Annotated in this window: 20 protein-coding genes; 12 read left to right on the top strand and 8 right to left on the bottom strand. The window is 54.1% G+C overall.

Annotated elements, in window-relative coordinates:
- Positions 1-435: 435 nt before the first annotated feature.
- Positions 436-1,086: a hypothetical protein gene (locus tag L1D43_RS11735; protein ID WP_239851779.1), complete on the top strand. Its 651-nt coding sequence runs from the start codon at positions 436-438 to the stop codon at positions 1,084-1,086.
- Between the two features lie 74 nt (positions 1,087-1,160).
- Here L1D43_RS11735 and L1D43_RS11730 read toward each other — a convergent pair whose 3' ends face one another.
- Both L1D43_RS11730 and L1D43_RS11725 read right to left on the bottom strand, forming a co-directional pair.
- Positions 1,161-2,006 (bottom strand): U32 family peptidase, encoded by an 846-nt coding sequence (locus tag L1D43_RS11730; RefSeq protein ID WP_239851769.1) that lies wholly within the window; start codon positions 2,004-2,006, stop codon positions 1,161-1,163.
- A gap of 56 nt (positions 2,007-2,062) precedes the next feature.
- Positions 2,063-3,064, bottom strand: coding sequence for a peptidase U32 family protein (locus L1D43_RS11725; protein ID WP_239851767.1), 1,002 nt, complete (start codon positions 3,062-3,064; stop codon positions 2,063-2,065).
- 196 nt (positions 3,065-3,260) lie between these two features.
- Between L1D43_RS11725 and L1D43_RS11720 the strand changes: the two genes are divergently transcribed.
- Positions 3,261-3,773: an SCP2 sterol-binding domain-containing protein gene (locus L1D43_RS11720; RefSeq protein ID WP_239851765.1), complete on the top strand. Its 513-nt coding sequence runs from the start codon at positions 3,261-3,263 to the stop codon at positions 3,771-3,773.
- A 103-nt stretch (positions 3,774-3,876) separates the two neighbouring features.
- Here L1D43_RS11720 and L1D43_RS11715 read toward each other — a convergent pair whose 3' ends face one another.
- Together L1D43_RS11715 and L1D43_RS11710 are read right to left on the bottom strand one after the other, a co-directional pair.
- Positions 3,877-4,134: a YfhL family 4Fe-4S dicluster ferredoxin gene (locus L1D43_RS11715; protein ID WP_011866582.1), complete on the bottom strand. Its 258-nt coding sequence runs from the start codon at positions 4,132-4,134 to the stop codon at positions 3,877-3,879.
- Between the two features lie 647 nt (positions 4,135-4,781).
- Positions 4,782-5,621 carry a helix-turn-helix domain-containing protein gene (locus L1D43_RS11710; RefSeq protein WP_239851757.1) on the bottom strand — a complete coding sequence of 280 codons (840 nt, stop codon included), beginning with the start codon at positions 5,619-5,621 and terminating at the stop codon, positions 4,782-4,784.
- A gap of 240 nt (positions 5,622-5,861) precedes the next feature.
- Here L1D43_RS11710 and L1D43_RS11705 point away from each other — a divergent pair, with 240 nt between their 5' ends.
- Together L1D43_RS11705 and L1D43_RS11700 are read left to right on the top strand one after the other, a co-directional pair.
- Entirely contained in the window at positions 5,862-6,935 is a 1,074-nt protein-coding gene (locus L1D43_RS11705) for a redoxin domain-containing protein (RefSeq protein ID WP_239851755.1), read from the top strand.
- 51 nt (positions 6,936-6,986) lie between these two features.
- Positions 6,987-9,065 carry a protein-disulfide reductase DsbD domain-containing protein gene (locus tag L1D43_RS11700; RefSeq protein WP_239851753.1) on the top strand — a complete coding sequence of 693 codons (2,079 nt, stop codon included), beginning with the start codon at positions 6,987-6,989 and terminating at the stop codon, positions 9,063-9,065.
- A gap of 123 nt (positions 9,066-9,188) precedes the next feature.
- On the opposite strand, the gene yegQ is transcribed toward L1D43_RS11700, so the two are convergent.
- Positions 9,189-10,547 (bottom strand): tRNA 5-hydroxyuridine modification protein YegQ, encoded by a 1,359-nt coding sequence (gene yegQ, locus L1D43_RS11695; protein WP_239851751.1) that lies wholly within the window; start codon positions 10,545-10,547, stop codon positions 9,189-9,191.
- Positions 10,548-10,838: 291 nt separating this feature from the next.
- On the opposite strand from yegQ, the gene L1D43_RS11690 reads away from it, so the two are divergent.
- Together L1D43_RS11690 and L1D43_RS11685 are read left to right on the top strand one after the other, a co-directional pair.
- Positions 10,839-11,681, top strand: a complete 843-nt coding sequence (locus tag L1D43_RS11690) for an HDOD domain-containing protein (RefSeq protein ID WP_041509138.1) — start codon at positions 10,839-10,841, stop codon at positions 11,679-11,681.
- A 71-nt stretch (positions 11,682-11,752) separates the two neighbouring features.
- Positions 11,753-13,258 carry a bifunctional diguanylate cyclase/phosphodiesterase gene (locus L1D43_RS11685; RefSeq protein WP_239851750.1) on the top strand — a complete coding sequence of 502 codons (1,506 nt, stop codon included), beginning with the start codon at positions 11,753-11,755 and terminating at the stop codon, positions 13,256-13,258.
- An 84-nt stretch (positions 13,259-13,342) separates the two neighbouring features.
- On the opposite strand, the gene L1D43_RS11680 is transcribed toward L1D43_RS11685, so the two are convergent.
- A complete protein-coding gene (locus L1D43_RS11680) occupies positions 13,343-13,783 on the bottom strand; it encodes a thioesterase family protein (RefSeq protein ID WP_239851748.1) in 441 nt (146 codons plus the stop codon).
- 196 nt (positions 13,784-13,979) lie between these two features.
- Positions 13,980-14,789, bottom strand: a complete 810-nt coding sequence (locus tag L1D43_RS11675) for a transporter substrate-binding domain-containing protein (protein ID WP_239851747.1) — start codon at positions 14,787-14,789, stop codon at positions 13,980-13,982.
- A gap of 325 nt (positions 14,790-15,114) precedes the next feature.
- On the opposite strand from L1D43_RS11675, the gene L1D43_RS11670 reads away from it, so the two are divergent.
- The 5 genes from L1D43_RS11670 (at position 15,115) to L1D43_RS11650 (ending at position 23,412) form a co-directional block, all read left to right on the top strand.
- Positions 15,115-18,147, top strand: coding sequence for an EAL domain-containing protein (locus L1D43_RS11670; RefSeq protein WP_239851745.1), 3,033 nt, complete (start codon positions 15,115-15,117; stop codon positions 18,145-18,147).
- 84 nt (positions 18,148-18,231) lie between these two features.
- Complete coding sequence (locus tag L1D43_RS11665) at positions 18,232-19,557, top strand: DEAD/DEAH box helicase (protein WP_239851743.1); 1,326 nt, start codon at positions 18,232-18,234, stop codon at positions 19,555-19,557.
- A gap of 85 nt (positions 19,558-19,642) precedes the next feature.
- On the top strand, positions 19,643-20,710 hold the full coding sequence (locus tag L1D43_RS11660) for a GTP-binding protein (protein WP_239851742.1): 1,068 nt from the start codon (positions 19,643-19,645) through the stop codon (positions 20,708-20,710).
- A 59-nt stretch (positions 20,711-20,769) separates the two neighbouring features.
- Positions 20,770-22,128 (top strand): MATE family efflux transporter, encoded by a 1,359-nt coding sequence (locus L1D43_RS11655; protein WP_239851741.1) that lies wholly within the window; start codon positions 20,770-20,772, stop codon positions 22,126-22,128.
- A 219-nt stretch (positions 22,129-22,347) separates the two neighbouring features.
- The gene (locus L1D43_RS11650) at positions 22,348-23,412 is read left to right on the top strand and encodes a TonB family protein (RefSeq protein ID WP_239851740.1); all 1,065 of its coding nucleotides are present in this window, start codon (positions 22,348-22,350) and stop codon (positions 23,410-23,412) included.
- Positions 23,413-23,619: 207 nt separating this feature from the next.
- On the opposite strand, the gene nadK is transcribed toward L1D43_RS11650, so the two are convergent.
- Positions 23,620-24,498, bottom strand: coding sequence for an NAD(+) kinase (gene nadK / locus L1D43_RS11645; RefSeq protein ID WP_041509146.1), 879 nt, complete (start codon positions 24,496-24,498; stop codon positions 23,620-23,622).
- Between the two features lie 100 nt (positions 24,499-24,598).
- On the opposite strand from nadK, the gene grpE reads away from it, so the two are divergent.
- Positions 24,599-25,216, top strand: coding sequence for a nucleotide exchange factor GrpE (gene grpE / locus L1D43_RS11640; RefSeq protein ID WP_041509147.1), 618 nt, complete (start codon positions 24,599-24,601; stop codon positions 25,214-25,216).
- Positions 25,217-25,240: the final 24 nt, after the last annotated feature.

The following is a 25,240-nucleotide window of genomic DNA, read 5'->3' as shown; positions in this document are numbered from 1 at the left end:
ATTCATGAGATAAGCGGGGAAGGTTACCCCCTAAGTCCAGTGATGTAAAACGATTATAATGCTTGGTGAACCGTTTCACCGTCGCAGCATAGTTATTAGCACTTTATGACTATTTATATTGTACCTAAATTGCCAAGCGCTAGGCTAGGTAAATATTGGTTAAACCCCTTTGAAAACAAGGTTATGTAATTGTTGCTGAGCTGTTGCGTGGTGGCGGGCTGTTGGGGCTGGGAGGTCTCATAACTGGGATGGTGCGCTATTATTCTCAAGGTATGATTTCTGCCGAGATTTTATGCAGTTCGTGTCAGAAATATGCGCTAGACCTCTGCAAAAATTTCTGATTCCATATATGGTTAACCGATGAGTGTGTTAAATGATAAAGGACCTATGACTTCAAAAGAGCAGAAACTGTCTAAATTAGCATTTAGGTTTGGCTTGCTTGGACTCTTAGGACATCTTATCGGCCTGCTGGCGGCTAGCTTAGGATTTAGCGATTACAGCGGCCAGGGCTTTAGCTTCTTTAATTTTTCCCTGAGTGAGTTGGGTCAGTATGGCCACTCCGAGCTTGCCGTCGTGTTTAACGGTGGTCTCTTCTTTGGCAGCCTGAGCCTGGTGTTGTTTGCCCTGTTTGCCCTGCAAAACAGCGATGGCCCCTGGGTGCTAACTAGTTTCTCTGTGTTGGTCTCGTCGTTGCTGGCGCTGGCCTGTGTCGGCCTGTTTCCGGTTAACGTCTACCATTTGCATATCTTAGGCATAGAATATTTCTTCTACTTCGCGGCGATGAGCGTGGCGGCCTATCTTATCTATCTCCTAAGACGCAGAGGCAGACCCAAGCGATTTGCCCTGCGCGGCAGCCTGTTGCTCTCTGGCCTGACGCTGGGGTTGCTCTTGGTGTTTATTCTGATGGCCCATACGGATGATGGCATGGTGGCTAACGGGACCTGGTTTTATCATGATCTCGTGATGGTCGAGCCAAGACCCGAGATCCGTTTTCCGGTGATCATGGAGTGGGCGGCCCTGTTTAGCTTTATGGGGTGGTTGCTCTCGCTGGTGTGGACCCAGCGAGAGATGCGTCGACTCGATTAACCTTACGCGAGTGGGTTAAGCCGAGCTTTCATTTCCTTAATCTGGCCTAATCCTGATTAGGCTCTATCTTTCAACTAGCTTTGTGTCAGACCCGGCAGCTGGTGCCAGTAGCCGTTACACTGCCTGTCGTGGCTGGCCGATTTGGCCGGGAGTGCATCGGCCAAGTCGATGGATGCCAGTGACGAGGGGGATATGCGGAAATAGTCGACCCCCAGCGTCTGCATCTGAGTCTGCTGGTCGCACAGATCCATATAGTTCGCCGACTGTGTCTGAATACCGTTGAGACGCAGTAGCGGCTGATCTTCCTGAGTCTGCACCAATAGGCCCTCGGAGTTTTCGATACAGATGGTCTGACACTTATCCTTGGTCAGCCCCTTGTGGCGGGCGGTAAAGCAGCGGGCCGAGTGGGCCAGCGGCATGTAGCCGTGACCGAACACCTCGACTTCGACCTGGCGCGGGGCGAGATCGTCGAGCACCTGGGTGAGCCAGGCCTTGGACAGTTCCAGCGGCATCACGAAACGCTGCATGCCCCAGCTGGCAAACTTCTTCAGGGTCGCGGCGTTATAGCTGTTGACGCTGGGGCCACAGACGAAGGGGATCCCTTGCTCCTTGGCCAGGTAGATGGCACCCACATCGTTGGCTTCGATGGCGAATTCGCCATTCTCCACCTGCTTCTTTAGCTCGGTAAATTCCGATTGTGCCTCGATGAGTGTCAGGGTCGAGAGCACCACCTCCTTGCCGGCCGCCTTTAGCATGTGTGCCAGGTCGAGATAGTCACTAAACTTGAGCTCCCGGCGGCGACTGCATACTGTCTCGCCCAGGTAGACTAATGGCACGCTGCTCTGGGCCGCTGTTTCATAAAACTCGATCACCTTCTCTTTGGGCCAGCAATATTGAATCGGTCCTAATGAGGTTTTCATCTTGTTATCCTTTTGTCTTTTTGCTCGCGGCTTTTGTCCGCAGTTATTGCCCGCAATTATTGCCAGGTGCGCTCATAGGCGCCGAGTGTGGTGACCTGTCCTTCGGAGACTTTGGCCAGGGCCTGGTCCCACTGAGCCTGAGTGGTGTAGGCCTGAGGGGCGTTCAGGTAGGTGTCTATCGCCTGACGCCACACCCGAGTGACCTGCTCCACGTAGGCCGGGCTGCGCTGACGCCCCTCAATCTTGAGAGACACCACACGGGCCTTGGCGAGCTCAGGTAACAGGCTGAGCGTATTGAGGCTGGTGGGGGACTCCAGCAGGTGCGAGGCTTCCTGGCTGTCGCTGGTGGTGTAGCGTCCCTTGCAGACCACTGGATAGCCCATCTGCTCATCCTTACCGGACTGGTCGATCAACACATCATTGAGCCGGGTCTGTTGGCTGTCGCCCACATCCTGCCAGCGTACGTGTTTCGCCGGTGAGCAGGAGCCGCCCGTGTTGGGGGATTGGCCCGTCACATAGGAGGAGAGGTGGCAGCGCCCCTCGGCCATGATGCACAGGCTGCCGAAGGCGAACACCTCTAGATCTACCGGGGTCACCTTGGCAAGGTCTCTGACCTGCTTCATCGACAGTACTCGTGGCAGTACCACGCGGTCGATATTGAACTCCTGCTTATAGAGGCTAAGGGCGCCCAGGTTGGTGGCACTAGCCTGCACCGACAGATGCAAGGGCAGGTGGGGATAGCGGCTGTGGGCATAGTCCAGCAGGGAGAGATCGGCCATGATCAAGGCATCGACGCCCGTGTCGGCCGCCAGATCGATCGCCTGGTACCAGCGCTGTTCCTCGCCCGGTTTAGGGAAGGTGTTGATGGTGAGAAAAATCTTCTTACCGGCCCTTTGGGTCAGCCTGGCCGCCTCGGCCAATTTTTCCGGTGTAAAGTTAAGCCCGGCAAAGGAGCGGGCATTGGTATCGTTTTTTAGCCCAAGGTAGACGGCGTCGGCACCGGCGTTTAACGCGACCTTGAGGGAGGCGAGGTTACCCGCCGGACAAAGAAGTTCCATGTGCTGTTCTCCCTTAAAAAGTGTGCAGTGTAAAAGGGATTGGCTGAACAATTCTTGATGTAAAACAGGTTTGTGATCATAAAATCTGGTTAAAATTGATTTCCTTATCACTCTCGACAGCAGTTGTCGGGAACCTGACTAAACATTGATCGAGGTCACGATTTCGGTCCGCAAATTTGGTAGGAGAACGTCAGTCATGCAGCGAAGTGTGTTGGCAAATATGGCCAAACATCTATTGCAATATGGCCCTAAGGTCATAGCTAAGCCTTTAAACTTAGTGCCTTTTTCGATTAAGGCTCAGCTTCTTGAGCGCATCTTAAATCTGCTGATGTCGGCGCAGGTCAAAGATGGTGAACTGGATTTCTTGCAGGGGCGCTGGGTGAAGATCTCTGTGACCGATCTCGAGTTAAGCTTCGAGGTGAGTTTCGATGAGCGTCTCATCGTTCGCGAAAGTGGCGAGGCGGAGGTGAGCTTCAGCGCCTGTAGCCAGGCGCTATTGCTGATCGCCGCCGCGAAGGAAGACCCTGACACCCTGTTTTTCCAGCGCCGTCTGGCCATCGAAGGGGATACCGAGCTGGGTCTCGAGGTCAAGAACCTGTTGCTCAGTATAGAATTCGATTCCATGCCGCTGATTATGCGCCAGAGCATCACTCAGGCGGCGAGCATGCTGACCCAGTTGCAGCGTCAGGCCGACATGTCTTGGGCCTGATAGCCTTCTGAAGGCGGGCGGCAATAAAAAAGCGAAGCCTGAGCTTCGCTTTTTTATTTGTTCATATTTGACCATCTGATGATAGCTACCTGTGCTTGGCCAGTTAGTCGATCGGCTTGCCGGTGATCAGGTGATACTTGACCAGGAGTTCATCCTGGGATTCCACATGGGCTGGGTCCGGGTCGATACAGTCGATGGGGCAGACGGAGACGCAGGTTGGCTTGTCGTAGTGGCCGACGCATTCGGTGCACAGGTTAGGATCTATCTCATAGATCTCTTCCCCCATGGTGATCGCCTGGTTGGGACACTCAGGTTCACACATGTCACAGTTGATACAGCTGTCGTCGATCAGTAATGCCATTTTGTTTGTAACACCTTGTTTCTGTCTTTAATAACAATCGCTTACATATAGTTCGGATTGTTGTCGATACTTTACGTTAGGCCGTATAAGGGCCCTTGCTTCACTTTGATTTTCTCGTGCCAGTTATATAAGACAGTCGCACAAATAGTCACACGAGTAGTCACACAAACAGCTACTCAGATTCGGCCGAGTTTGTCGTGGTGCTACTCGTCCAAATGAGGCGGAGTGCGCGCTTATTTACCGCAGAAAATCCATTAAGGCCCATTGTATCACAGGGCTCGGCTATCTGATGACAAATTAGCTTTGGTTAGGTGTGCGTCGATTTGCTTTTATTTTTACTTTAGTTTGCAGATCACACATATCTGCTTGCGTGACAGGGCAATAGATACGGGTCCTAGGGCCTGTTTATCTTTCGCGTTCATTTTTGCAGCACTCTGTATTGATTTTATACAAGGCAGAGCGATTGTAATCTAGTGCACTACATCAATGAGCGATAACGCAGTAGAAAAATGATACAGACGCTGCCCGCAGGGGTCTTCTTGAGCACGTTCAACTCTTTGTTACTCGGCTTTTATACTCCAAGCCTCATGCCGCGATTTGAACGTGCTCAATTAGAACAAAATTTGTTCTCAAAAGGTCAACAGGCCCTAGCGTTTTTGATTGTGCAAGGCCTTGTTCCTGTAACTCCCAGGCGTAATACCTATCACCTTCTTAAATTCTCGAATGAAGTGGGCCTGGTCGTAGAAGCCAGCGTGATAGCCTATGTCAGTGAGCGATTGGGCAGTGTCCTGCCTGAGCAAGTCTTTGGCGAAGCCGGTGCGCTGTAAGATGCTGAAGTATTTGGGCGATAAGCCTAGGTTTTGCTGAAACAAGCGTTCGAGCTGTCGTTGACTTATGTCTATCTCAGTCAGTAATTTGTGCAGCTCTCCCTGACCTTTCTGCTTGGTTATCCAGTTTAATGCATATCGCATGCTGGGCTCGCTTGTTTCGGCCAATGGCGTTTTGCCAGCCAGATATTGCATCAGCCTGGTTTCCAGAAGGGTGATACGCTCCTGTAGTGTCGGCTGTATGGCCAGGCGCTCAACCAATTCATCGCTAAGCAGCGTCAGGGATAGCTCCTCTGGTGTCAGATTTTGCCCCAGCATCTCAGAAAGAGGCGAGCTTAAAAACGCGCGTCCTGTGCCGGGCCAGAAGCGGATCCCCAATGCGTCCACCTGGCCAAACAACTCCAATTTTGTGCTTTGCCTCGTAGGGCCTGTGACCAGACACGACGACCTATGGGGCACGCCGTCAAGGTGGATGGGCGCACCAAAATTGAAGATGATGCCACTGCCGCCCTCTGGATGCATAAATTCCGTCGATGAGTACTCAGATCCCGCCGCTCTATATATGTGCCAGTAGCACTTGATATATGGCTGCAGCGCGACGCTGGGTTGAAGGCGCTGAAAGCCAAGGTGTGGCAAGGGGGGCATGTTAATCTGCTCCATTAACCTCTCTGTCCAGTCTATCTATGTCCGAATGGCGGTAAAACCTCGTCGTTCTCTTTCGAATCTTAATCAAATGTCGAAATTTTACAATTCGCATTTCCAAACTTTACATAAGATTCCTATCGCCGTGTTACCCGTCATTTCGTTGCCCTGCCAACGCCAGACGATGCAGTTATTAGCTGGCATGGCCAATAGGCTCACGGCCTTTATTTGTTCATTACCTAACTATGGGAATACAGCATGACACATCTAACCCTTAAACGATCCAAGTTGCTGATTAAGAGTTTTTCTGCCTTGTTTCTGTTCACAGTGTTTGCGGGGCAGGCCTTAGCAGAAGATGATTTTGCCGCAGAAGGGGAGAGAAGGGCCAAACTCGCCGGCAGTGAACTGCTTGGCACGCCGGCGCCACAGCGACAGCTGACGACACTGGCCGGAGAAACGCTCAATCTGGGCGAGCTTTATGGTAACAAGCCGGTTTACATCAAGTTTTGGGCTACCTGGTGTGTACCATGTCGCCAGCAAATGCCCGGATTTGAAGAGATCTATCAGCAGTATGGCGACAAGCTACAGGTGATTTCCGTCAATACAGGGATCAGCGACGACATCAATTCTGTCAGTGCCTTTATAAAGAAGGAGGGGCTGACCATGCCGGTAACCATAGACGACGGCAGCTTGGCTCGGGCCTTTAAGTTGAGGGTGACCCCACAGCACTTCTTGATCGATAAGAGTGGCCGTATCGCATACGTGGGGCATCAGGATGACGAAGCCTTTCATCAGGCATTGGAAGAGGTTGCCAGCGGCAGTGTTGCCGACGCGGCGCCGCTTAGCGGCGTTGTGGCAGAGAGGGTCTCGGGCTACCAGCTCGGCGATAAGCTGGCCTCTTTGGCATTGAGATCGATTGATGATACCTATCACCCGCTGCCGTCCTCCGATCAACAGGGTAAAGCGACGGGGTTGGTGTTCTTCTCTCCATGGTGTGAGTGGTACCTAGTCGATTCAGAGCCGGAAACGGCCAAATCGTGTCAGTTGGTGCGGGAAATGGTTGAGCAGTCAGCCTCTAACAGCAAAACCCAGTGGCTGCATGTTTCCACCAACCTCTGGGCATCCCAGGCCGAGCTGGCTCAATACCAGACCAACTACCACACGCGTTTGCCAATCGTCTTTGACGAGGAGGGCACTCTTTTCGGACGATTTGGCGTGACTCAGTTGCCAACCATAGTCTATATCGATGAGTCGGGCAGGATAACTGAAAAGGTCAGTGCCAAAGCAGCTGATTTTATCGATCGCCTCAAATCCTTGTTCAACAAACAATAAACGGTTTGGAGTGCAAAGCATACGATGAGAACAACCTCGTTATGGATGAAAATGATTGCCAGCTGCCTGCTCATGGTGTGCTTTGCAATATCGGTACAGGCTAGTGAAGAAGATAGCCAAAAGATGGCGGCGTCGCTTTTACTCGAATCCCTTTCGCCTGCGGCTGGCACTGAGACCAGCTTGGCAATACGTATGTCGCCGCAAGCGGGCTGGCATGGCTACTGGTTAAATCCGGGGGACGCCGGATTCCCCATGCAACTAGAGTGGCACCTGCCTGAAGGGGTGACTGTAGGCGAGCTGCAATACCCGGCGCCGGAGCCGATGGTGTTAAGCGACCTGATGAACTACATCTATCATGGTGACTATGCTCTCTTGGCACAGCTTAAGCTTGCTGACGATCTGCCCGAGGGCATTCCCATTAGCCTTGCCGTGGATATTCGCTATCTGGTGTGCAGCCCCAAGCTCTGCGTTCCCGAGCAGCAAAGCTTGCAAGCTCAGTTTAACGTGGGGGAGTCAAGCGCTCCCAAGGCTGCCCAGGAGCGCTTCGATACCTGGCACAGGCAAATCCCTAAGCCCTTGGAGGCCAGTGCAGCGTTTTCCGTTAACGACGGGCAATTTGTGTTGTCGCTGCCACTACCCGAATCCGTCGAGCTGGCCGAGGATATTCGCCTCTATCCGGAAATTAACGGGGTGATATCTAACACGGCGCCACAAAGCTTTGTTCGACGCGGGGAGCGCCTCTTCATGACAACCGTGGCGGCCGAGGGGAGCGCCAGTCACTTTCACGGCGTGATAGCCCTCAATGAGTCGATGGCTGTCAGGGTGAATGCCATCCTGCAGGCAGAGGGGCTTGTTTTTCCGACTCAGGTCAGCTTGCCACCCAAGGAGGACGATCATCTGATTGTCGTTTCTACGGTGGCCGTGCTCGGGGCGATATTGGGCGGGCTTTTACTCAATCTGATGCCCTGCGTATTTCCGATCCTCAGTTTGAAGGTATTAAGCCTCGCCAACCTAGGGGATGAACGTGTGGCAAGGTCCGGTGCGCTGGCCTACACCCTGGGAGCCGTGTTGGTGTGTCTGCTTCTCGGCGGCCTCATTCTGATGTTGCGCCAATTCGGTCTTCAGGTGGGGTGGGCGTTTCAGTTGCAGCGCCCGGAAATTATCGTGGCGCTTATCCTATTGATGATGGCCATAGCGCTTAATCTCGCCGGTTTGTTTGAACTCGGCACCCTGAGTTCGGGCGGCAAGTTGCAACATAAGCAAGGGCCGGTGGGAGATTTTTGGACCGGCGTGCTGGCCGCATTTGTGGCGACACCCTGCACCGGCCCCTTCATGGCCACCGCCTTGGGGGCCGCCCTGGTACTGCCGACGGGTGTCGGACTCATGGTGTTTGCCGGACTGGGGTTAGGGATGGCCTTGCCCTTTTTGCTGGTGGGCTTTATACCTGCGCTGCGTCGACGCATGCCTAGACCCGGCGCCTGGATGTTGACGGCAAAACGCTTCTTCGCCGTGCCCATGTTTTTGACTGCCCTAGGGCTGGTCTGGGTATTGATGCAGCAGTCTGACAATCAATACGTGCTTCTTGCGCTGCTGCTGGTCTTGCTGCTGAGTCTGGGATTATGGCTCACCGGACTATTCCAACAGGCGGGGCGCCAAAGGCAGTGGTGGCCTCTGGTGTTGGTGTTGATCATCGCGGGCGGGAGCCTGATGACTGTATCTCCCAGCATGAGCGCCAAGGCGGCTAACTCGGAGACAGCGGCTAAGGCGATAGAGGCGGATACCGAAACCTCAGGGGTTATGGCGTTCGATGAACAGCTTCTCTCGGCCCTGGTCAAAAAGCAGGATGTCTTCGTCTATTTCAGTGCCGACTGGTGCTTAACCTGCAAGGTGAATGAGAAGACGGCCATAGAGCGGCAGGCGACCCAGGCCGCTTTCGCCCGCAGCAACACGGCGGTGATGTTAGGCGACTGGACAGGTGGTGAGCCTGAGATCACCCGTTTTCTGGCAAAACATCAACGCTCGGGTGTGCCCTTATATCTCTGGTATCAAAAGGGAAATCTTGAGCCAAGTGTGCTACCACAAGTATTAACCTCTTCGCTCTTGATTGAGCAAGCCACGGGAGCTGGGTGACTTGTCGCAGTGGCAGGCAGGGGGCTTGGCAATGAGCTAGAGGCTTTAGATGGTTTTTCGTGAGTAAAAAAATAGCCCGAGATTCTCGGGCTATTTATTAGGTGTGTTTACGCTAGCTGGCACTTATGGGTGCGGCTGACGTGTACTCTGCTCACCGGTGAGGTTACGCATTAAAATGGCGCGCTCAACCTCGACCTCGGCCGGTACCGGCAGATAAACGAAGTGCCCCGAACCTAGCCCCGCCTCGACGCTCTCGCCTTTGCGGTTTTCCAGGTGTTCTATGGTCAGGTTGATGTTGCCCTGAGGGGTCATCAGCTCGACGCTGTCACCGACGGAGAACTTGTTCTTCACGTCGATCTCGGCCATCCCCTTAGCGTTACGCTTACCGGTAAATTCGCCGACAAACTGCTGGGTATCGCTGATGGAGTAGCCGTAATCATAGTTCTGGTATTCGTCGTGTACGTGACGACGCAGGAAGCCCTCAGTGTAACCGCGATGCGCCAGTCCTTCGAGTTGGTACATGAGTGCCGGATTAAATTCGCGGCCGGCCGCGGCATCTTCGATCGCCTGGCGGTAGAGCTGGGCGGTACGGGCCACATAGTAGAAGGACTTGGTACGGCCTTCGATCTTCAGTGAGTCTACGCCCATCTTGGTCAGACGCTCGACGTGCTGGATGGCGCGCAGATCCTTGGAGTTCATGATGTAGGTACCATGCTCATCTTCAAACGCCGGCATATATTCGCCCGGACGTCCCGCCTCTTGCAGCAGGACAATTTCGTTGCTTGGCGCGCCTTCGCCCAGGGTTGGGTTGTGCATCTGCACATCAGGGTTAACCGCCACTATGTCGCCAGTTTCTGTCTGCACCGCCTCATGGGCGTCGTACTTCCAGCGGCAGGCGTTGGTGCAGGTACCCTGGTTAGGGTCGCGCTTGTTGATATAGCCCGATAGCAGGCAGCGACCCGAGTAGGCCATGCATAGCGCGCCGTGAACGAAGACCTCGAGTTCGATGTCTGGACAGCGCTGGCGTATCTCTTCTATCTCATCCAGCGACAGCTCGCGGGAGAGGATCACGCGCTTGATCCCCTGTTGTTGCCAGAACTTGACCGAGGCCCAGTTGATGGCGTTGGCCTGCACTGACAGATGCACCGTCTGATCCGGGAAGGCCTCGCGTACCATCATAATAAGACCCGGGTCTGACATGATCAGCGCGTCGGGCTGCATGGCCACCACAGGTTCCATATCCTTGATATAGGTCTTGAGCTTAGTGTTGTGGGGGGCGATGTTGCTCACCACATAGAGTTTCTTGCCCAGGCTGTGGGCCTCTTGGATACCCGTTGCGAGGTTTTCCATCTTGAAATCGTTGTTTCTGACACGCAGGCTATATCTCGGTTGGCCCGCGTAGACCGCATCGGCGCCATATGCGAAGGCATAACGCATATTTTTTAGGGTCCCGGCAGGAGACAGCAGCTCAGGTTTAAACATCATTTCTCTCAATTAACAGGTATCGAACAAACTTGGGGCGGGCATTTTACTCAATGGGACAAGGCTTATGCAAATTAGAAGTTGTTTATTTTATCGACAGCGCGCCATAGCCTAAGGTAAAACCTCAGATGAAGGATAAAATTAAGCCAATTAATAACCAATAATCTGAAACTTAGCTAAAATTACACAAATTCTTAACTAGATGGACGATTTTTACCATCACGGTTAGCAAGAGTGCTGATATACTCTCTGGCAATATCAATATGGGCATAGGTTTATTAAGGAGTTTGCATGTCTAGCGAGCATCAACTACTGGTGGGGTTACTTAAAAAGTTAAAGGCAGATGCGCTGATCTTGCCAACTTTGCCCGAGGTAGCAATGCGCGTTCAGGAGGTGGTTTCCCGCCCCGACTCCAGCCCTAAGCAGGTGGCCGAAATTATCGGTCAGGATGCTGCCATCTCGGCCCGTATGATCAAGGTGGCCAACAGTGCCATGTATAGCCGTGGTATCAAGGCGGAAAACATCAATGCCGCGGTGACCCGTATCGGCCTGACACAGATCAAGGCGATCGCGACCTCTGTGGCCATGGAGCAGCTGTTCATCTCTACCAATGAGATGGTCTGGGAGGTGATGGACGAGGTCTGGCGTGCCTCTATCGAGGTGACCTCGGCGGCCTGCGCCCTGCTACTCAAGTATTCCAAGACCCACAAGGCTTGTGGGCTCAACTACGATACCCTGACCCTGGCGAGCCTGGTGCATAATATCGGTGCCTTGCCGGTATTGACCGAGGCCGAGGCCAATCCCCATCTGTTTACCAGCATAGAGCAACTCAGGGCGCTGGTGAGAAAGATGCAAGGGCCACTCGGACGCGCGGTGCTGAAGAGCTGGGACTTCTCTCCCGAGGTGATGGAAGTGGTCGAGCGCTGGGCGGATCTTCCCTATCTGCCAGAGCAGGTGACCTACCTGGACTTCGTGCGTGCGGCGGCCTTCTATACGGGCGAACTGCGCGCCGGTCATGAGCTGGAAGAACGCCTGGATGTGTTCGTTAAGCGTGGTCTACCCGTGAGCCCAGAATATCTGGGATCGGATGAGTTTCTCGACAACTACCATTCGATTAAATTAAGTTATGAATAGATAAGGCCCGGTCGGCAGCGTCTGCCGATCCGTCTTGTCGTTTCTTTATCTATCAAAACATTAGGGATAGTGTGACGGCAACTGAGCTGATTTGGTTAATTGTTTATCTGATAGCAATCGGCATCGCTGGTATCATCTACTGGTACTGGCATAGGCGCACTGAGCTCAAGTTTCTTAAACGTCTGGTGACTCAGCTGAGCCAGCAACATAAGGTGCGTCAGCCCCTCAATATTGCCACCATTCCCTACCGTTTTATTCCCCTATATGTGCAGCTGCAACACCTGCTGAAACAGCTGCCGCCGCCCAAGGGCTGCGACAAGCTGACCGGACTGCTCAATCGCGTCGGCCTAAAGGCCAAGCTGACCCGTAAGATGCCCCTCACTCAGGGGATGTTTGTGCTTATCGATATTCACCGCTTTCGCTATGTGAATGATCTCTTTGGTTTCTCCCTGGGAGACAAGTTGCTGCAGGCCCTGGCCGAGCGGCTGGAGCGGCGCATCGGCGACAAGGATATCTTGGCGCGGATGAATGAAGATGAGTTTCTGATCTATTTCCATACCCCCATGAGCGAAGCCGAGCTTGTCGTCTTTCAGCAGGGGCTGGCGCAGCCCATCAGCATCAAGGGCACAGTGATCAATTTACAGCTGCAACTTGGCTATCTCGACTTGTCCATGCACCACGCCGACGTCAGCCAGATGCTGCGCCGTTTGGACTTGGCATTGGTGCGGGCCAAGTCTGCCAGTAACTATATTGCCGCCTATCAGGAGGGAGACGATCGCAGTCAGCACAGGCAGTTGACCATAGTCAGTTGTTTTCCCAAGGCGCTGGAGCAGAACGAGCTCTATCTGGTGTTTCAGCCCAAATATAATCTGGCCACGGGAGATTGTACCCATGCCGAGGCCCTGATCCGCTGGGACAGCTCAGTGCTTGGCCCCATCTCTCCGGGCGAGTTTATCCCGCTGCTGGAATACGCTGGGATGATCAGCATGCTCAGTCAGTGGGTGATCGATCAGGTGTTGTTGCAACAGGTGCGCTGGCAGGAGAGTGATATTCGCCTGCAGCTGGCGATTAACCTGGCGATTGATGATCTGAGCGAAAAGCAATTGAGCGAGCGGATAATTAGCCGTCTAAAACAGCATGGGCTCAGCGCCCAGGTGCTGTCGATCGAGATCACCGAGAGCCAGCTGATGACAGACATGGTGCGCACAGTGGCCGTGCTCAATCGCCTCAAGCGCGCCGGGGTCAAGGTGGCCATAGATGACTTTGGTACCGGCCACTCTTCGCTGGCCTATCTCAAGCATCTGCCGGTGGACGAAGTTAAGATAGACAGGGCCTTTCTCACCGGAATTGAGTCCGATCCTCGGGCGCAGCATATCGTTCGCAGCGCCGTCGAGCTGGCCAAGGGGCTGGACTTTTCGGTGACCGTCGAGGGCGTCGAGCAGATGCCTGTGTTTGAGCTATTGCAAGAGATGGGAGTCGATAAGGTGCAAGGGGAGATCTATGCCAAGCCGATGCGGGCGCCAGAGCTTGAGATGCACTGGCGTAAGTTGAATCGACCGCTGGGCGATGGTGGTTAAAAAGGCTTAGGTTTTAATAAAGGCACTTGGATTTACTAAGGCTCTAGATTTAATAAAGCGCTAGATTTAATACAGGCTTAGATTTCAGAGATTGACGGTCTGGCTGAAGTGGCGACTGAGCTCCTCGATGAGGGGCGGCGTCATGGGGCTGAGCTGCCTCGCCTTATTCATACAGACCATTTCGATATGGGCGGTGACCGCCGGCTTGACGCCATTGGGTCGCCAGATCTCCTGCTGCCAGACGGTGCGATACTTGCTCTCGAAGTAGAAGCGGGTACGTACATCCACTACATCGGCAAACTCCACCCCTTCATGGCAGAGCATGTCGCTGCGATAGACGGCGAAGCCCAGGCCGTGTTGCTGCCAAAGCGCCGCCAATCGTTCCGCGCCGATCACATGTTCGCGGGCACGCTCGAAGTATTTCAAAAAGTTGGGATGGTACACCACGCCGGAGAAGTCGGTATCTTCGTAGTAGATCTGCACCGGAAAGTGAAAGGTTGGGCTGAACTTATCGTCTGGCTTCATCTGGAGTCTGGGTTAAATAACGCTATATAAGAGAGGCGCCAGCATAGCATACTCTGGGGCTGGCGCGGCACTTCTTGCTTGTGGGCGATTAGCTGGCGCGGCACTTCTTGCTTGTGGGCGATTAGCTGGCGCGGCACTTCTTGCTTGTGGGCGATTAGCTGGCGATCTACTTGCAGGCTATTTACTTAAAGGCCATCTACTTACTGGCGATCGCCTGTAGGCTGTTCATTATGCGCTGATAGCTGCCGTCTTGCTTGAGGGCCTTGAGGCCTTGATCCAGTTTGTCGGCAAATAGCTGAGCGTTGGGGCGCTGCTTGGAGAAGGCCACGTAGAGATCGCCTGTATGGTTATGTACGCTGCGGCTAATCACCTTGGCGACCCCCATCTGACCAAGATATTGATTGGCCACCTCGTCGTACATGATGGCGGCATCGATGCGGTTGAGCAGCAAGAGGTTAATCAGCTGATTGTGGTTATCTACCTCAACCAGCCTGATCTGCTTAAGCTGCGACAGCTCGTCGCCATATTCATAGCCCTTGATGATGCCGACCAGCAGCCCCTGGGGCAGGTGCCATTTGTCTTCTGCCTGTAGCGGATGGGCGTTATTTTGGTAGAAGGAGGCTGAGGTGGTAAACAGTGGCTCCTTGCCGAAGACAAAGGCCTCCTGAGTTTTACGCTCCTTATGCAAATTGAAGACGCCATCGACTATGCCCTGTTTGGTCATCACGACACCGCGGGCATAGGAGACAACCAGACTATCGACGTCGACATTGCTCCTAGCAAAGGCCTGTTTGACCAGGCGATGGGATAACCCCTTGCCATAGGGATCGGCAAAAGGGGCCCAGTTATCTTCGGCGGCCAGCTTGACCTTTAGCGGCGTCGACGTGCCATCGATAGAGGCCATATCCAGCTCTTGGCTGGTGGCGGTGAGACTAAAAAGCGCCAGCATGAATATCAGGCCAGAGATGAGGTAATTGATTTGCCGAGATAAGATGGGGTGCAACATCAGATTCCTTGCAGCGGTCGCGTCCTTATTTTGCTCATAATAAGGGGTTTTCGAGGGAGATCAACCGCATTACTGCGGCAATCGGCGGGAATTTTGTAGCATGCTGGCTACATCTGCTCGCTCCCTAGGCGATTTGGACTGCAAGATGGGGGTTAGACGGTGATTTGTATTGTAGGGCAAAGGCTTAGGGAGAAGGTCGAGAGGCTTTCAAAATCATTGGCTTATTATGATTTAGTGGGTATTTTTTTCGAGGCTTCTGCTACACTCTGAATGATGTTATCAGGTTGATAATAAAAAACTTAGCCCCGAGAAAATTAAAACTTGTATGAATCAAGATACGTTATTTTCGCTCTCTCAAAATGCCGCGCTCTTGTTGATTATGGTATTTATCTATGACGCGATACCGCGTCAGCAGCGTCGTGAGCATTTTCTGTTGTGGCGTCTCATCATCGGGATGGTCATCGGCAGTGTGACCGTGCTGACCATGATGACCTCTTGGGAATATCAGCCTGGGGTATTTATCGACACCCGCTCTGTGGTGTTGGCCATCAGTGGCCTCTTCTTTGGCGGCCTTCCCACCTTCGTCGCCGCATCTGTAGCCTGTGCCTATCGCATGTTTCAGGGGGGAGAGGGGATGTTGGTGGGGGTGACAGTGATTGTGGTGTCGGCCCTGTTTGGTAGCCTGTGGCGTTACTATCGAAAGACCACCATCGCCGATCTCAATTTTCTCGAGCTATATCTGTTTGGTTTCCTGCTGCACTTCTCGACCCTGTCGCTGCTGTTTATTCTTCCCTTCTCCATGTTTGTCGATCTCCTGTTGCAGATCGCCGCGCCTGTGATGCTGATCTTCCCCATAGTGACCGCCTTGCTGGGGATGTTATTGGCTAGACGCCTGGAGGTTGAGAGAGATGCCAAGATCCAGCTGCAGGACGATTTTATTTTTCGTTCCCAATTCAATGTCGGCAACATGGGGATCGCCATCACCTCGGTGGATCAGCATTGGGTCAAGGTCAATCCCCGCCTGTGCAAGATGCTCAAATACTCTGAGACCGAGCTGCTTAACCGTACCTGGAGCGAGCTGACCTATTTTGAAGATCTTAAGGCGGACATGGCCGAGTTTCAGCGCATGCTGAAGGGGGAGATTGATGCCTATGAGATGGACAAGCGCTTCGTCGCCAAGGATGGTGAGATAGTCTACACCCATCTCACGGTGGCCTGTCGCCGTAACCATAACGTGGTGGACATGGTGATTGCCGGGCTTATCGATATCACAGAGCACAAGCGGGCGGAGATGGCGATGCGCACCAGCCAGGAGCGTTTGACGCTGGTGCTGGAGAGTAGCGATCTCGGCATGTGGGACTGGGATATCAAGAGTAATGAGACTAGGCGTAACCCCTGGTGCGCCAAGGTGCTGGGGTGCGATCTCGATAAGCTTAATAGCGACAGCCGCATCTGGGTCGATGCCATCCATCCCCAGGACAGGATGGCGGTGCTTAATTCCATCGACCGTCACCTCAAGGGGGAGACCCAGAAGCATTACATCGAATACCGGCTGATAAGCCTCAGCGGCGAAGAGCACTGGATGTTGGATACGGGTAAGGTGGTGAGTCGCGACCGCAATGGCCTGCCGACCCGTATGTGCGGCGTTCACTCGGACATTACCGAGCAGAAGAAGGTACAGGAATCGCTGGAGCTGGCGGCATCCGTGTATAACAACTCCAGTGAAGCCATGAGCGTGCAGGATCATAAGGGCAATATCATTACCATCAATGCCGCCTTTACCGCGATCACAGGTTATAACGAGGCGGAGGCGCTGGCCAAGAATATCCGGATCTTGCAAAGCTCCCGCACCCCGAGGAGTCAGTACGATGAGATGAACCGCTCTATTCGCGACACCGGCTACTGGCAGGGAGAGCTGTGGATTAAGAGCAAGAACGGCGAAGAGTATATGGTCTGGTTGACCATCAACACCATCTTCGATCAACACGGTGGTGTGTATCGCCGGGTGGCACTGTTTTCTGATATTACCGAGAAGAAAGAGGCGGAACATATCATCTGGAAACAGGCCAACTACGATCCCCTGACCGGCCTGCCAAACCGGCGCATGTTGCTGGAATACCTCAATACTGAGATATTGCGTATCGACCGTAATCGAAGCCATTTTGCGCTGATGTTTCTCGATCTGGATTTCTTCAAGGAGGTCAACGACACCCTGGGCCACGACATGGGCGATCTGCTTTTGCAGGAGACGGCCAAACGCCTCAAGGGCTGTATCCGTGAGTCGGATGTGGTGGCGCGCCTGGGGGGCGATGAGTTTACCGTGGTGCTCTCGGGTATCGATTCACCCAGCGGCGTCGAGCGAGTGGCCCAGAGTATACTCGAGCGCATCGCCGAGCCTTATAGCCTGGAGGATGAGACCGCCTACATCAGCGCCAGCATAGGCATTACTATCTACCCAGATGATGCCACCAGTATCGAGGGGCTGCTCAAGCACGCGGATCAGGCCATGTACGCCGCCAAGGAGCAGGGACGCAACCGTTTCCATTACTTTACCCCTTCGATGCAGGAATATGCCCGTTATCGTATGGCGCTGATCAAAGATCTCCGCAATGCCATCAATCGTAAAGAGTTTGAGCTCTTCTACCAACCTATCGTCGATATGGAGAAACAGCAGGTCTATAAGGCGGAGGCCCTGATCCGCTGGGTGCACCCCCAACGTGGTCTGGTCTCGCCGGGCGAGTTTATTCCCGTGGCGGAAGAGACTGGGCTGATCAACGACATAGGTAACTGGGTATTTGAGAAGGCCGCTCAGCAGAGCGCCCGCTGGCGAACCCAGTATGGGGTCGAGATCCAGATAAGCATCAACAAGTCGCCGATTCAGTTTAGGGACGAGGGAGATAGCTTCAGCGACTGGCTGGCACTGCTGCGGCATCTCGAGCTTTCCAGCAATGCCATCTGTGTCGAGATCACCGAAGGCCTGCTGCTGGACGCCTCGATGGGAGTGACCGACAAGTTGCTCTCCTATCGCGATGCCGGTATTCAGGTGTCTCTGGATGACTTTGGTACCGGCTATTCGTCACTGGCCTACCTGAAGAAATTCGACATAGATTATCTCAAAATCGATCAGTCATTTACCCGTAACCTCGAGTCCGATAGCGATGGCGTGGCCCTGTGTGAGGCGATCATCGTCATGGCCCACAAGTTAGGGATCAAGGTGATAGCCGAAGGGGTGGAGACCCAGTTCCAGCACGATATTCTGGCCAAAGCGGGGTGTGATTTTGCCCAGGGCTATCTCTACTCCAAGCCGGTCTCGCTGCCGGAGTTTGAGCGCCGCTATGTTAATCCGCCGGCGCACTAACCCTTGATGTGAAGATAGCGTTACCTTTATGGGGCGCTTTTTGCTAGACTCCGCGCTCACTTTTTGTCAGCTTGCAGGTTGCCCATGAATTTCGATGCCCTCCCGTTAGATCCTTTACTGGCCCAGGCGGCCGAGGCCTGCGGCTACACCAGCCTGACACAGGTTCAGGCCAAGGTGATCCCCTGCGCCCTTGGCGGGCGGGATCTGATGGCCTGCGCCCAGACGGGAACCGGTAAGACGGCGGCCTTTAGCTTCGTGTTGTTGCAGCGCCTGCTGAATCAACCCAGACGGCTTGGACAGCTCAGCGCCCTTGTGCTGACTCCAACACGGGAGCTGGCGATACAGGTGGCTGAGAGCATAGTTCGCTATAGCCAGTTCACCGAGCTCACCACCCTGGCCGTTTATGGCGGCGCCAACATCAACCCACAGCGTAAGGCTTTGGCGAAAGGGGTCGATATCCTGGTGGCCACGCCGGGGCGGTTATTCGACCTATTGGGGCAACATGGGCTGAGCCTGGAGACGGTGGAACAGCTCATTATCGATGAGGCAGATCGCATGCTCGATATGGGCTTCGTGAGAGATATCGAGCGAACCAAGCGACTGCTCTGTGACACTCACTCGACCATGCTGTTCTCGGCAACCTTTACGACGGAGGTGAAGGCGCTGGCTACTAAGATGCTGAATGAGCCTGAGTGGTTTAATGTGGCCAGCACCAGTGGTGGTCCGCAGATTGAGCAGAAGGTCTATCCCTTAGATGGGCGGCGTAAGGCAGAGCTGCTGGCGGAGCTTATCGGTCGCAATAATTGGCAGCAGGTGTTGGTTTTCGTCAACACCAAGGAGAGCGCCGAGCGGCTGCATCGCGAGCTGAAACTCGATGGCATTAAGAACGCCGTGTTTCATGGGGATAAGACCCAGGGCGCGCGCAATAGGGCGCTGGAGCAGTTTAAGGCAGGCGAGCTGCGGGTTCTGGTGGCGACAGATGTCGCCGCCCGCGGCCTGGATATCACCGCCTTGCCCCTAGTGATCAATCTGGAACTGCCGGACGAGCCCCAGGACTATGTGCATCGTATCGGCCGTACCGGCCGCGCCGGTCTCAGCGGGGTCAGCATCTCCTTCGTCGCCAAGCAAGATGAGGCCGCATTGGCAGAGGTCGAGGCCCTCATTGGCAAGACCTTGCCCCGCGAGGTGCAACCTGGATATGAACTCGGGGCGCCGCTACCGGCCAGGTATCGCGAGCTTGACGCCGCCGCGCAGCCTAAAGCCAATCATTTCAAGAAAGGCAAGGGGCAGAAGTTTGGCCGCCAGGATAACAGAAGGGGACAGAGTCGCTCTAAGGCGCCCCAGCGCAAGGCTGGTAGTGACAAGGCGAGACGCCCATCAAGTGATAAGGGCTTCAGGGGCAAGCGCTAGCAGGTTAAGCTAGGGCTGCTGAAAAGGATTGCAATCTCAGGTCTGCACTCTACACTGGGGGCGATTTTTCAGTGCGGAGCCGCCAATGATCCTAAAGCCTATTCCTACTCATGTCGTCACTGGTTTTCTCGGTGTGGGCAAAACCAGTTTTATCCAGTATCTGCTCGCTCATAAGCCGGTGGGGGAAACCTGGGCCGTGCTGGTCAATGAATTTGGCGAGATAGGCATAGATGGCGAACTGCTCAGGGGCGAGGGCGGTGATGTGGCCATCAAGGAGGTGGCGGGGGGCTGTCTCTGCTGCGCCGCCGGGGTGCCCACTCAGGTGGCGGTCAATCAACTGATTGCCAAGGCCAAGCCGGATCGTCTGTTTATCGAGCCCACAGGCTTGGGCCATCCTAAGGCGATCGTTGAGACCTTGAGTCAGGGACATTTTCAGCAGGTGCTGTCGATGCGTGCCAGCCTCTGCCTGGTAGACCCGAGAAAACTCAACGACCCGCGGTATCTTGAGAGTGAACTGTTTACCCAGCAGCTTCACATCGCCGACCTTATCCTGGCCAATAAGATGGATCTGGCTAGCGACGATGACGTTAAGCGGCTAGAGGCTTACCTGACGCAGCAAGCAATCAAAGCCGAGGTCATGCCTGTGCAGGTGTCAAAGCTGCTCTTGGAAAATGACGCCGCCTTATATCAATCTCTTAATCAGCACTATTTTCAGCGGCCCACAGCCTGGCGTGCCCAGATTCCAGCAAGGCAAACATTAGGATCTAGCCTGACTGGCGCGCTGCAACGACCCACTTTGCCCTTCGACGAGGCGCCAGAGGCACAAACTCTGCATTTTGACGAGCAGGGGATCTACCGTGCCAGTAATCAACATGAAGGGCGATATACCCTGGGCTGGGTGTTCGACTATCGCTACGAGTTTGATTTTGAGGCGCTCCTAGCCTGGGTAAAACAACAGGGTTATTTACGCCTCAAGGCGGTGATGATCACAGATGAAGGGATTGCCGCCTTAAACTTTGTCGATGGACAGCTTAGCGTGCAAGAGCTGGACGATAGCCTGGATTCGCGTCTGGAGATGATAGCATCTGAATCCCTGTCACAGACTGAGGTTGAGACGGCGCTGCTCAGTCTATCTAAACGCCTGTCTATCTAAACGCCTGGCTATCTGATATCTTCGCTCTCCAATAGTCGTTTCTGTGTCGATTCAATACCATGTCTGAGAGTCATGTCGTCTCCGGGAGTGATGCGCACTCCGATCTAGCCACAGCCCCCATTCCTAAATTGGTGTGGCGCTACGCCATTCCCACCATACTCTCCATGGTGGTGACCGGCGTCTATGTGGCTATCGACGGCATGTTTGTCGGCCACTATCTTGGCGAGGTGGGCCTGGCCGGTATGATGCTGGCCTATCCCGTCGGCGCGATACTCTACGCGGTAGGTGCGCTAATTGGCATGGGCGCTGCCTCACTGGTATCGATCAACCTGGGGCTAAAAGATGTCGCCCGGGCGCGGCACCTGCTGGGTAACGCCTTCACCCTGTGTCTCTTGGCTGGGACAGGCCTGGCCTTGCTCGGCACCCACTGGAGCCAGACGGTACTCATTTGGCTCGGCGCCGAGGGAGAGGTGCTGGCCAGCGCCGAGCAGTATCTGTTCTGGTATTTTGCGCTCGGGGTCTTTCCCGTGCTGGCAATCGCCTTTACCGCCTTGCTGCGTAACGATGGCCGTCCCGGTTTCGTTACCCTTGTCCTCATTCTCTCCGGTTGTCTGAATGTCCTGCTGGATTGGTTGCTGATCGTGGTCTTCCCATACGGTCTCGCGGGCGCCGCCATCGCCACCATGATATGTCAGGCCTTTACGGCGCTCGCCTGTCTGCAGCATTTCTTCACCAAGCGGACCCGCCTAGGGATCGACTGGCAGCAGATGCGCCTGAATCTGGATCATTGCAGCAATATCCTCAGGGTCGGTGTGCCGAGCTTCTTGATGAACCTCTATCTGTCTATCGTCCTGACCCTGCACAACATGGCGTTTCTCTGGGTCGGCGGTCCCATCCATGTGGCGGCCTATGGGGTCGTCAGTTACGCTGAGGCCTTGTTCTATCTGATCTTCGAGGGGATCGCCTTCGGCACCCAGCCCCTGTTTAGTTTCAATACCGGGGCGAAGCGGTTCGACCGGGTGTTCGAGACCCTGAGGCTGGTGATCATCATGACCCTGGTGACCGCGCTGGCGGGTGTCGCCTTCATCTACTGGGCGCCTGAATATCTGGTCTACATCTTTGCCGGTGACAATCCTGAGCTGACGCCGGTGGCGACAGAGGGGATGCGTCTCTACTTCTGGGGACTGCCGTTTGAGGGGCTGATTCTGGTCGGGGCAGCCTTCTTCCAGGCCATTAATCGCTCTAGGGAGGCCTCGATATTGACAGGTAGCAAGCTGGTGTTGATTGCCATGGTGCTCTATCTATTTGCCTGGCTCTTCGGCGTCACGGGTGTGTGGATCTCCCTCGCCAGCTGCTCCTTACTCCTGACTGTCTGGATGATTTACGCTTTAACTAGGCTTTCCAAAGATTTAAACTAGGTTTTCCAAGGGATTAAGTTAAGCAAGTAATTTAAGTTGGCGTAGATTCCTGTTACCCTAGAGGGGATTTTAGTTGGCCAGCATGAGTCGATACACAGGGTGTGCCAAGGCGGGCGTATCCTAACTGTGTTAGGCAAGGCTATTTCTGGCAGCTAATTTTTCTAAGCCATTCTCCCTGAGAGAAGGCCTCAGTATCACAAATAAGGATATTTGTTCACTATGAAGAAGTCATTATCAGGTCTTGCCCTGATGTTGTGCGCGCAGTTTGCCGCGCCTCTTTGTGTCGCTTCCCCCTTTAGCGAAAGCTACGCCGCCTATCAGCAGGCACTGGTGGGACAAGACAAAGCTCAGGTGGCGCTTACAGCCGCCAAAGCCTATGAATTGGGCCAGGGCTATTTCGAGTCCGACAGTATCGATCTGATTAATCTCGAGCTTAATCTGGCCACCGCGTTACAGGAAAATGGCGATACCCAGGCCGCGCACAAGCATTTCGATAATGTCATCCAGGTCTACCGAAAACACTTCGGCCGCGATGCTATCGAGCTTGTCGATCCGTTAATTGGCGCCGCCCAGACCATGGAGGCGTCAAGAGAGAAGGTGGATCTGTTTAAGCAGGCGATCTCCATCGCACAGGATGCCGACAAACCTTTGCTGCTGGCCGAGGTGAAGATGTTGACCTTCCATGGTTTAGCCTCGACCCGCTTTTATACCCGGGATATACGTGACGAGGCGCTGGAAGCCTATGAGATCTATCGTCATGAGATGCCGGCCGATGCGATGGCAAGGCTCAAGGCCACCTATTATGTGGGCATGATCAAGGCGGCAGAGAAGAAGTACGATAGGGCCATCCCCCTGCTGGAAGAGGTGATCAAGCAATTCTCTGTGCTCGACTTTAGCCACCCCTACAAACTGGCCGCCCATGCCCGTCTGGTGGAGATTTTTGAGGCCGAAGGCGAGAGTGATAAGTCGACCCAGCATTGTGTGGCGATCGGCAGCATGAAGCCCTGGTCCGATGAACAGGAGCAGTCCCCCCTCTATCGGGAAGCGCCAAAGTATCCTATCTCCTATGCCAGAGATCGCCGGGAGGGCTGGACCCAGATGTCCTTTACCGTGGATGAACAGGGATTCGTGCGGGATCCTGTGGTGTTGGCCTCGGAGGGCGGGCAGCAGTTTACCCGCGAGTCGCTAAAGGCCATTAAGCGCTGGCGCTACGCGCCTAAATTTGTCGACGGCAAGCCTGTACCGGCTGAGGTCAGTGTGCAGCTGGACTATAGAGTTAAATAACAAAAAGCCCGCGAATATGCGGGCTTTTTAATGAAACATTGACCTTATACCAATCGTAATAAACAATTGATCATTCTAGCTTGTTAAAACGCTCGATAACTGTATTAGTATTTTTAATTGTAGAATAACTACTTATCTAAAAATCCTGCTTTGTTCTCAAGCGTTTTTCCTGCGCTATTTCTGATCACATATTTACTGTGATTGGTATTAAAACAGTTTGCTGCCCCAGCCTAGTTTATTTCTCAACACGTGGAAGTAGTTGTAGCCCTTGGGGTGGATCAGTCTGAGTCGCTCCTTGCTGCGTCTCACTATGATCTCATCTCCCGGCAAGACGGGTAGGGTGACGTGACCATCACAGCTGACCTCTAGTGCATCGCCGTTGTCTGGCGACACGACCAGCTTGATGATGCTGCAGGCGTCTACCACGATAGGGCGGCAGGAGAGGGTATGGGGAAACATGGGCACCAGGATCAAGGCTTCCAGGTTTGGCGTCAGGATGGCCCCCCCGGCCGACAGCGAGTAGGCGGTCGACCCTGTTGGGGTGGAGACTATCATGCCGTCGGCGCGTTGGCTGTACATGAACTTGTCATCGATATAGACCTCAAACTCGATCATGTGGGCAATCTTGCCCGGGTGGAGTACCGCCTCGTTGACCGCGGTATTGCTCGACTTCATCTCGCCGTGTCTGTGGACCTCTGATTCCAGCAGGAACCTGTGCTCCGTCTCATACTCGCCCTGGAGTACCTTGCCCAGAGCCTCTTCGAAGGTGTCTGGCGGCAGGTCGGTGAGAAAGCCTAGGTTGCCGCGGTTAACGCCTATCACCCCAACATCGAAGCGGGCTAGCACGCGTGCGGCGCCCAGCATATTACCGTCACCCCCTACGACTATGGCCAGATCGCAATGTTCGCCAATCTGCAGCAGATCCACCGATTTCACCTGTGGCCCTATCTCGCCGGCAACGCGCTCTTCGACATAAACCTCATAGGACTGCATGGTCAACCAGTGGTGCAGACGTTTTAGGGTCTTATGGGTCCCAGAGTGGTGGGGTTTGCCGATTAAGCCGATTGTGTGAAACGCTTTGGTCATATTTCTGTTTGATCCATGCCTTAGGGCTTGAAACCTCAAATTTGATCCCCATAATATGCCCAGAGCATGCAGAAACAAAGCATTTTTAGCTGGAGTAACAATGAGCAAAGAGTCAAACAAAGCCCAAGAACCACAGATTGAAGAAACTGAAGCTGTAGAAGTTGAAACCGAGGTGGTTGAAGATGCAGCCAGTTTGATGGACGAACTTACCCAAGCTAATTTCCGTGTTGAAGAGCTGGAGCAAGCCCTGGCCGCTGCCGAGGCTAAGGTGGAAGAGCAGAAAGATTCTGTTGTTCGTGCTGCCGCCGAGGTAGAGAACGTGCGTCGCCGTGCGGCGCTCGATGTCGAGAAGGCCCACAAGTTTGCCCTGGAAAAGTTTGCCAACGAGCTGCTACCCGTTATCGACAACATGGAGCGTGCCCTGCAAGGCACCAGCAGTGAAGATGAGGCCACCAAGGCGATCTACGAAGGGGTTGAGTTGACACTGAAGAGCTTCACCAGCGCGGTTGAAAAGTTTGGTCTGACGCAGGTCGATCCTCAGGGGGAAGCCTTTAACCCGGATCATCACCAGGCGATCGGTATGCAGCCTAGCGAAGAGTTCCCGGCTAATACCGTGATGATGGTGATGCAAAAAGGTTATATGCTCAATGAGCGTCTGTTGCGTCCAGCCATGGTGATGGTGTCTCAGGGCGGTGCCAGCGTCGATACTCAGGCGTAAGCTAGTCAACGTACGCTAGTTAAC

It is taken from the genome of Shewanella sp. Isolate8 (assembly GCF_022398495.1).
GTDB lineage: Bacteria > Pseudomonadota > Gammaproteobacteria > Enterobacterales > Shewanellaceae > Shewanella > Shewanella aquimarina.
This window is presented reverse-complemented; position numbering and strand designations above follow the sequence as displayed.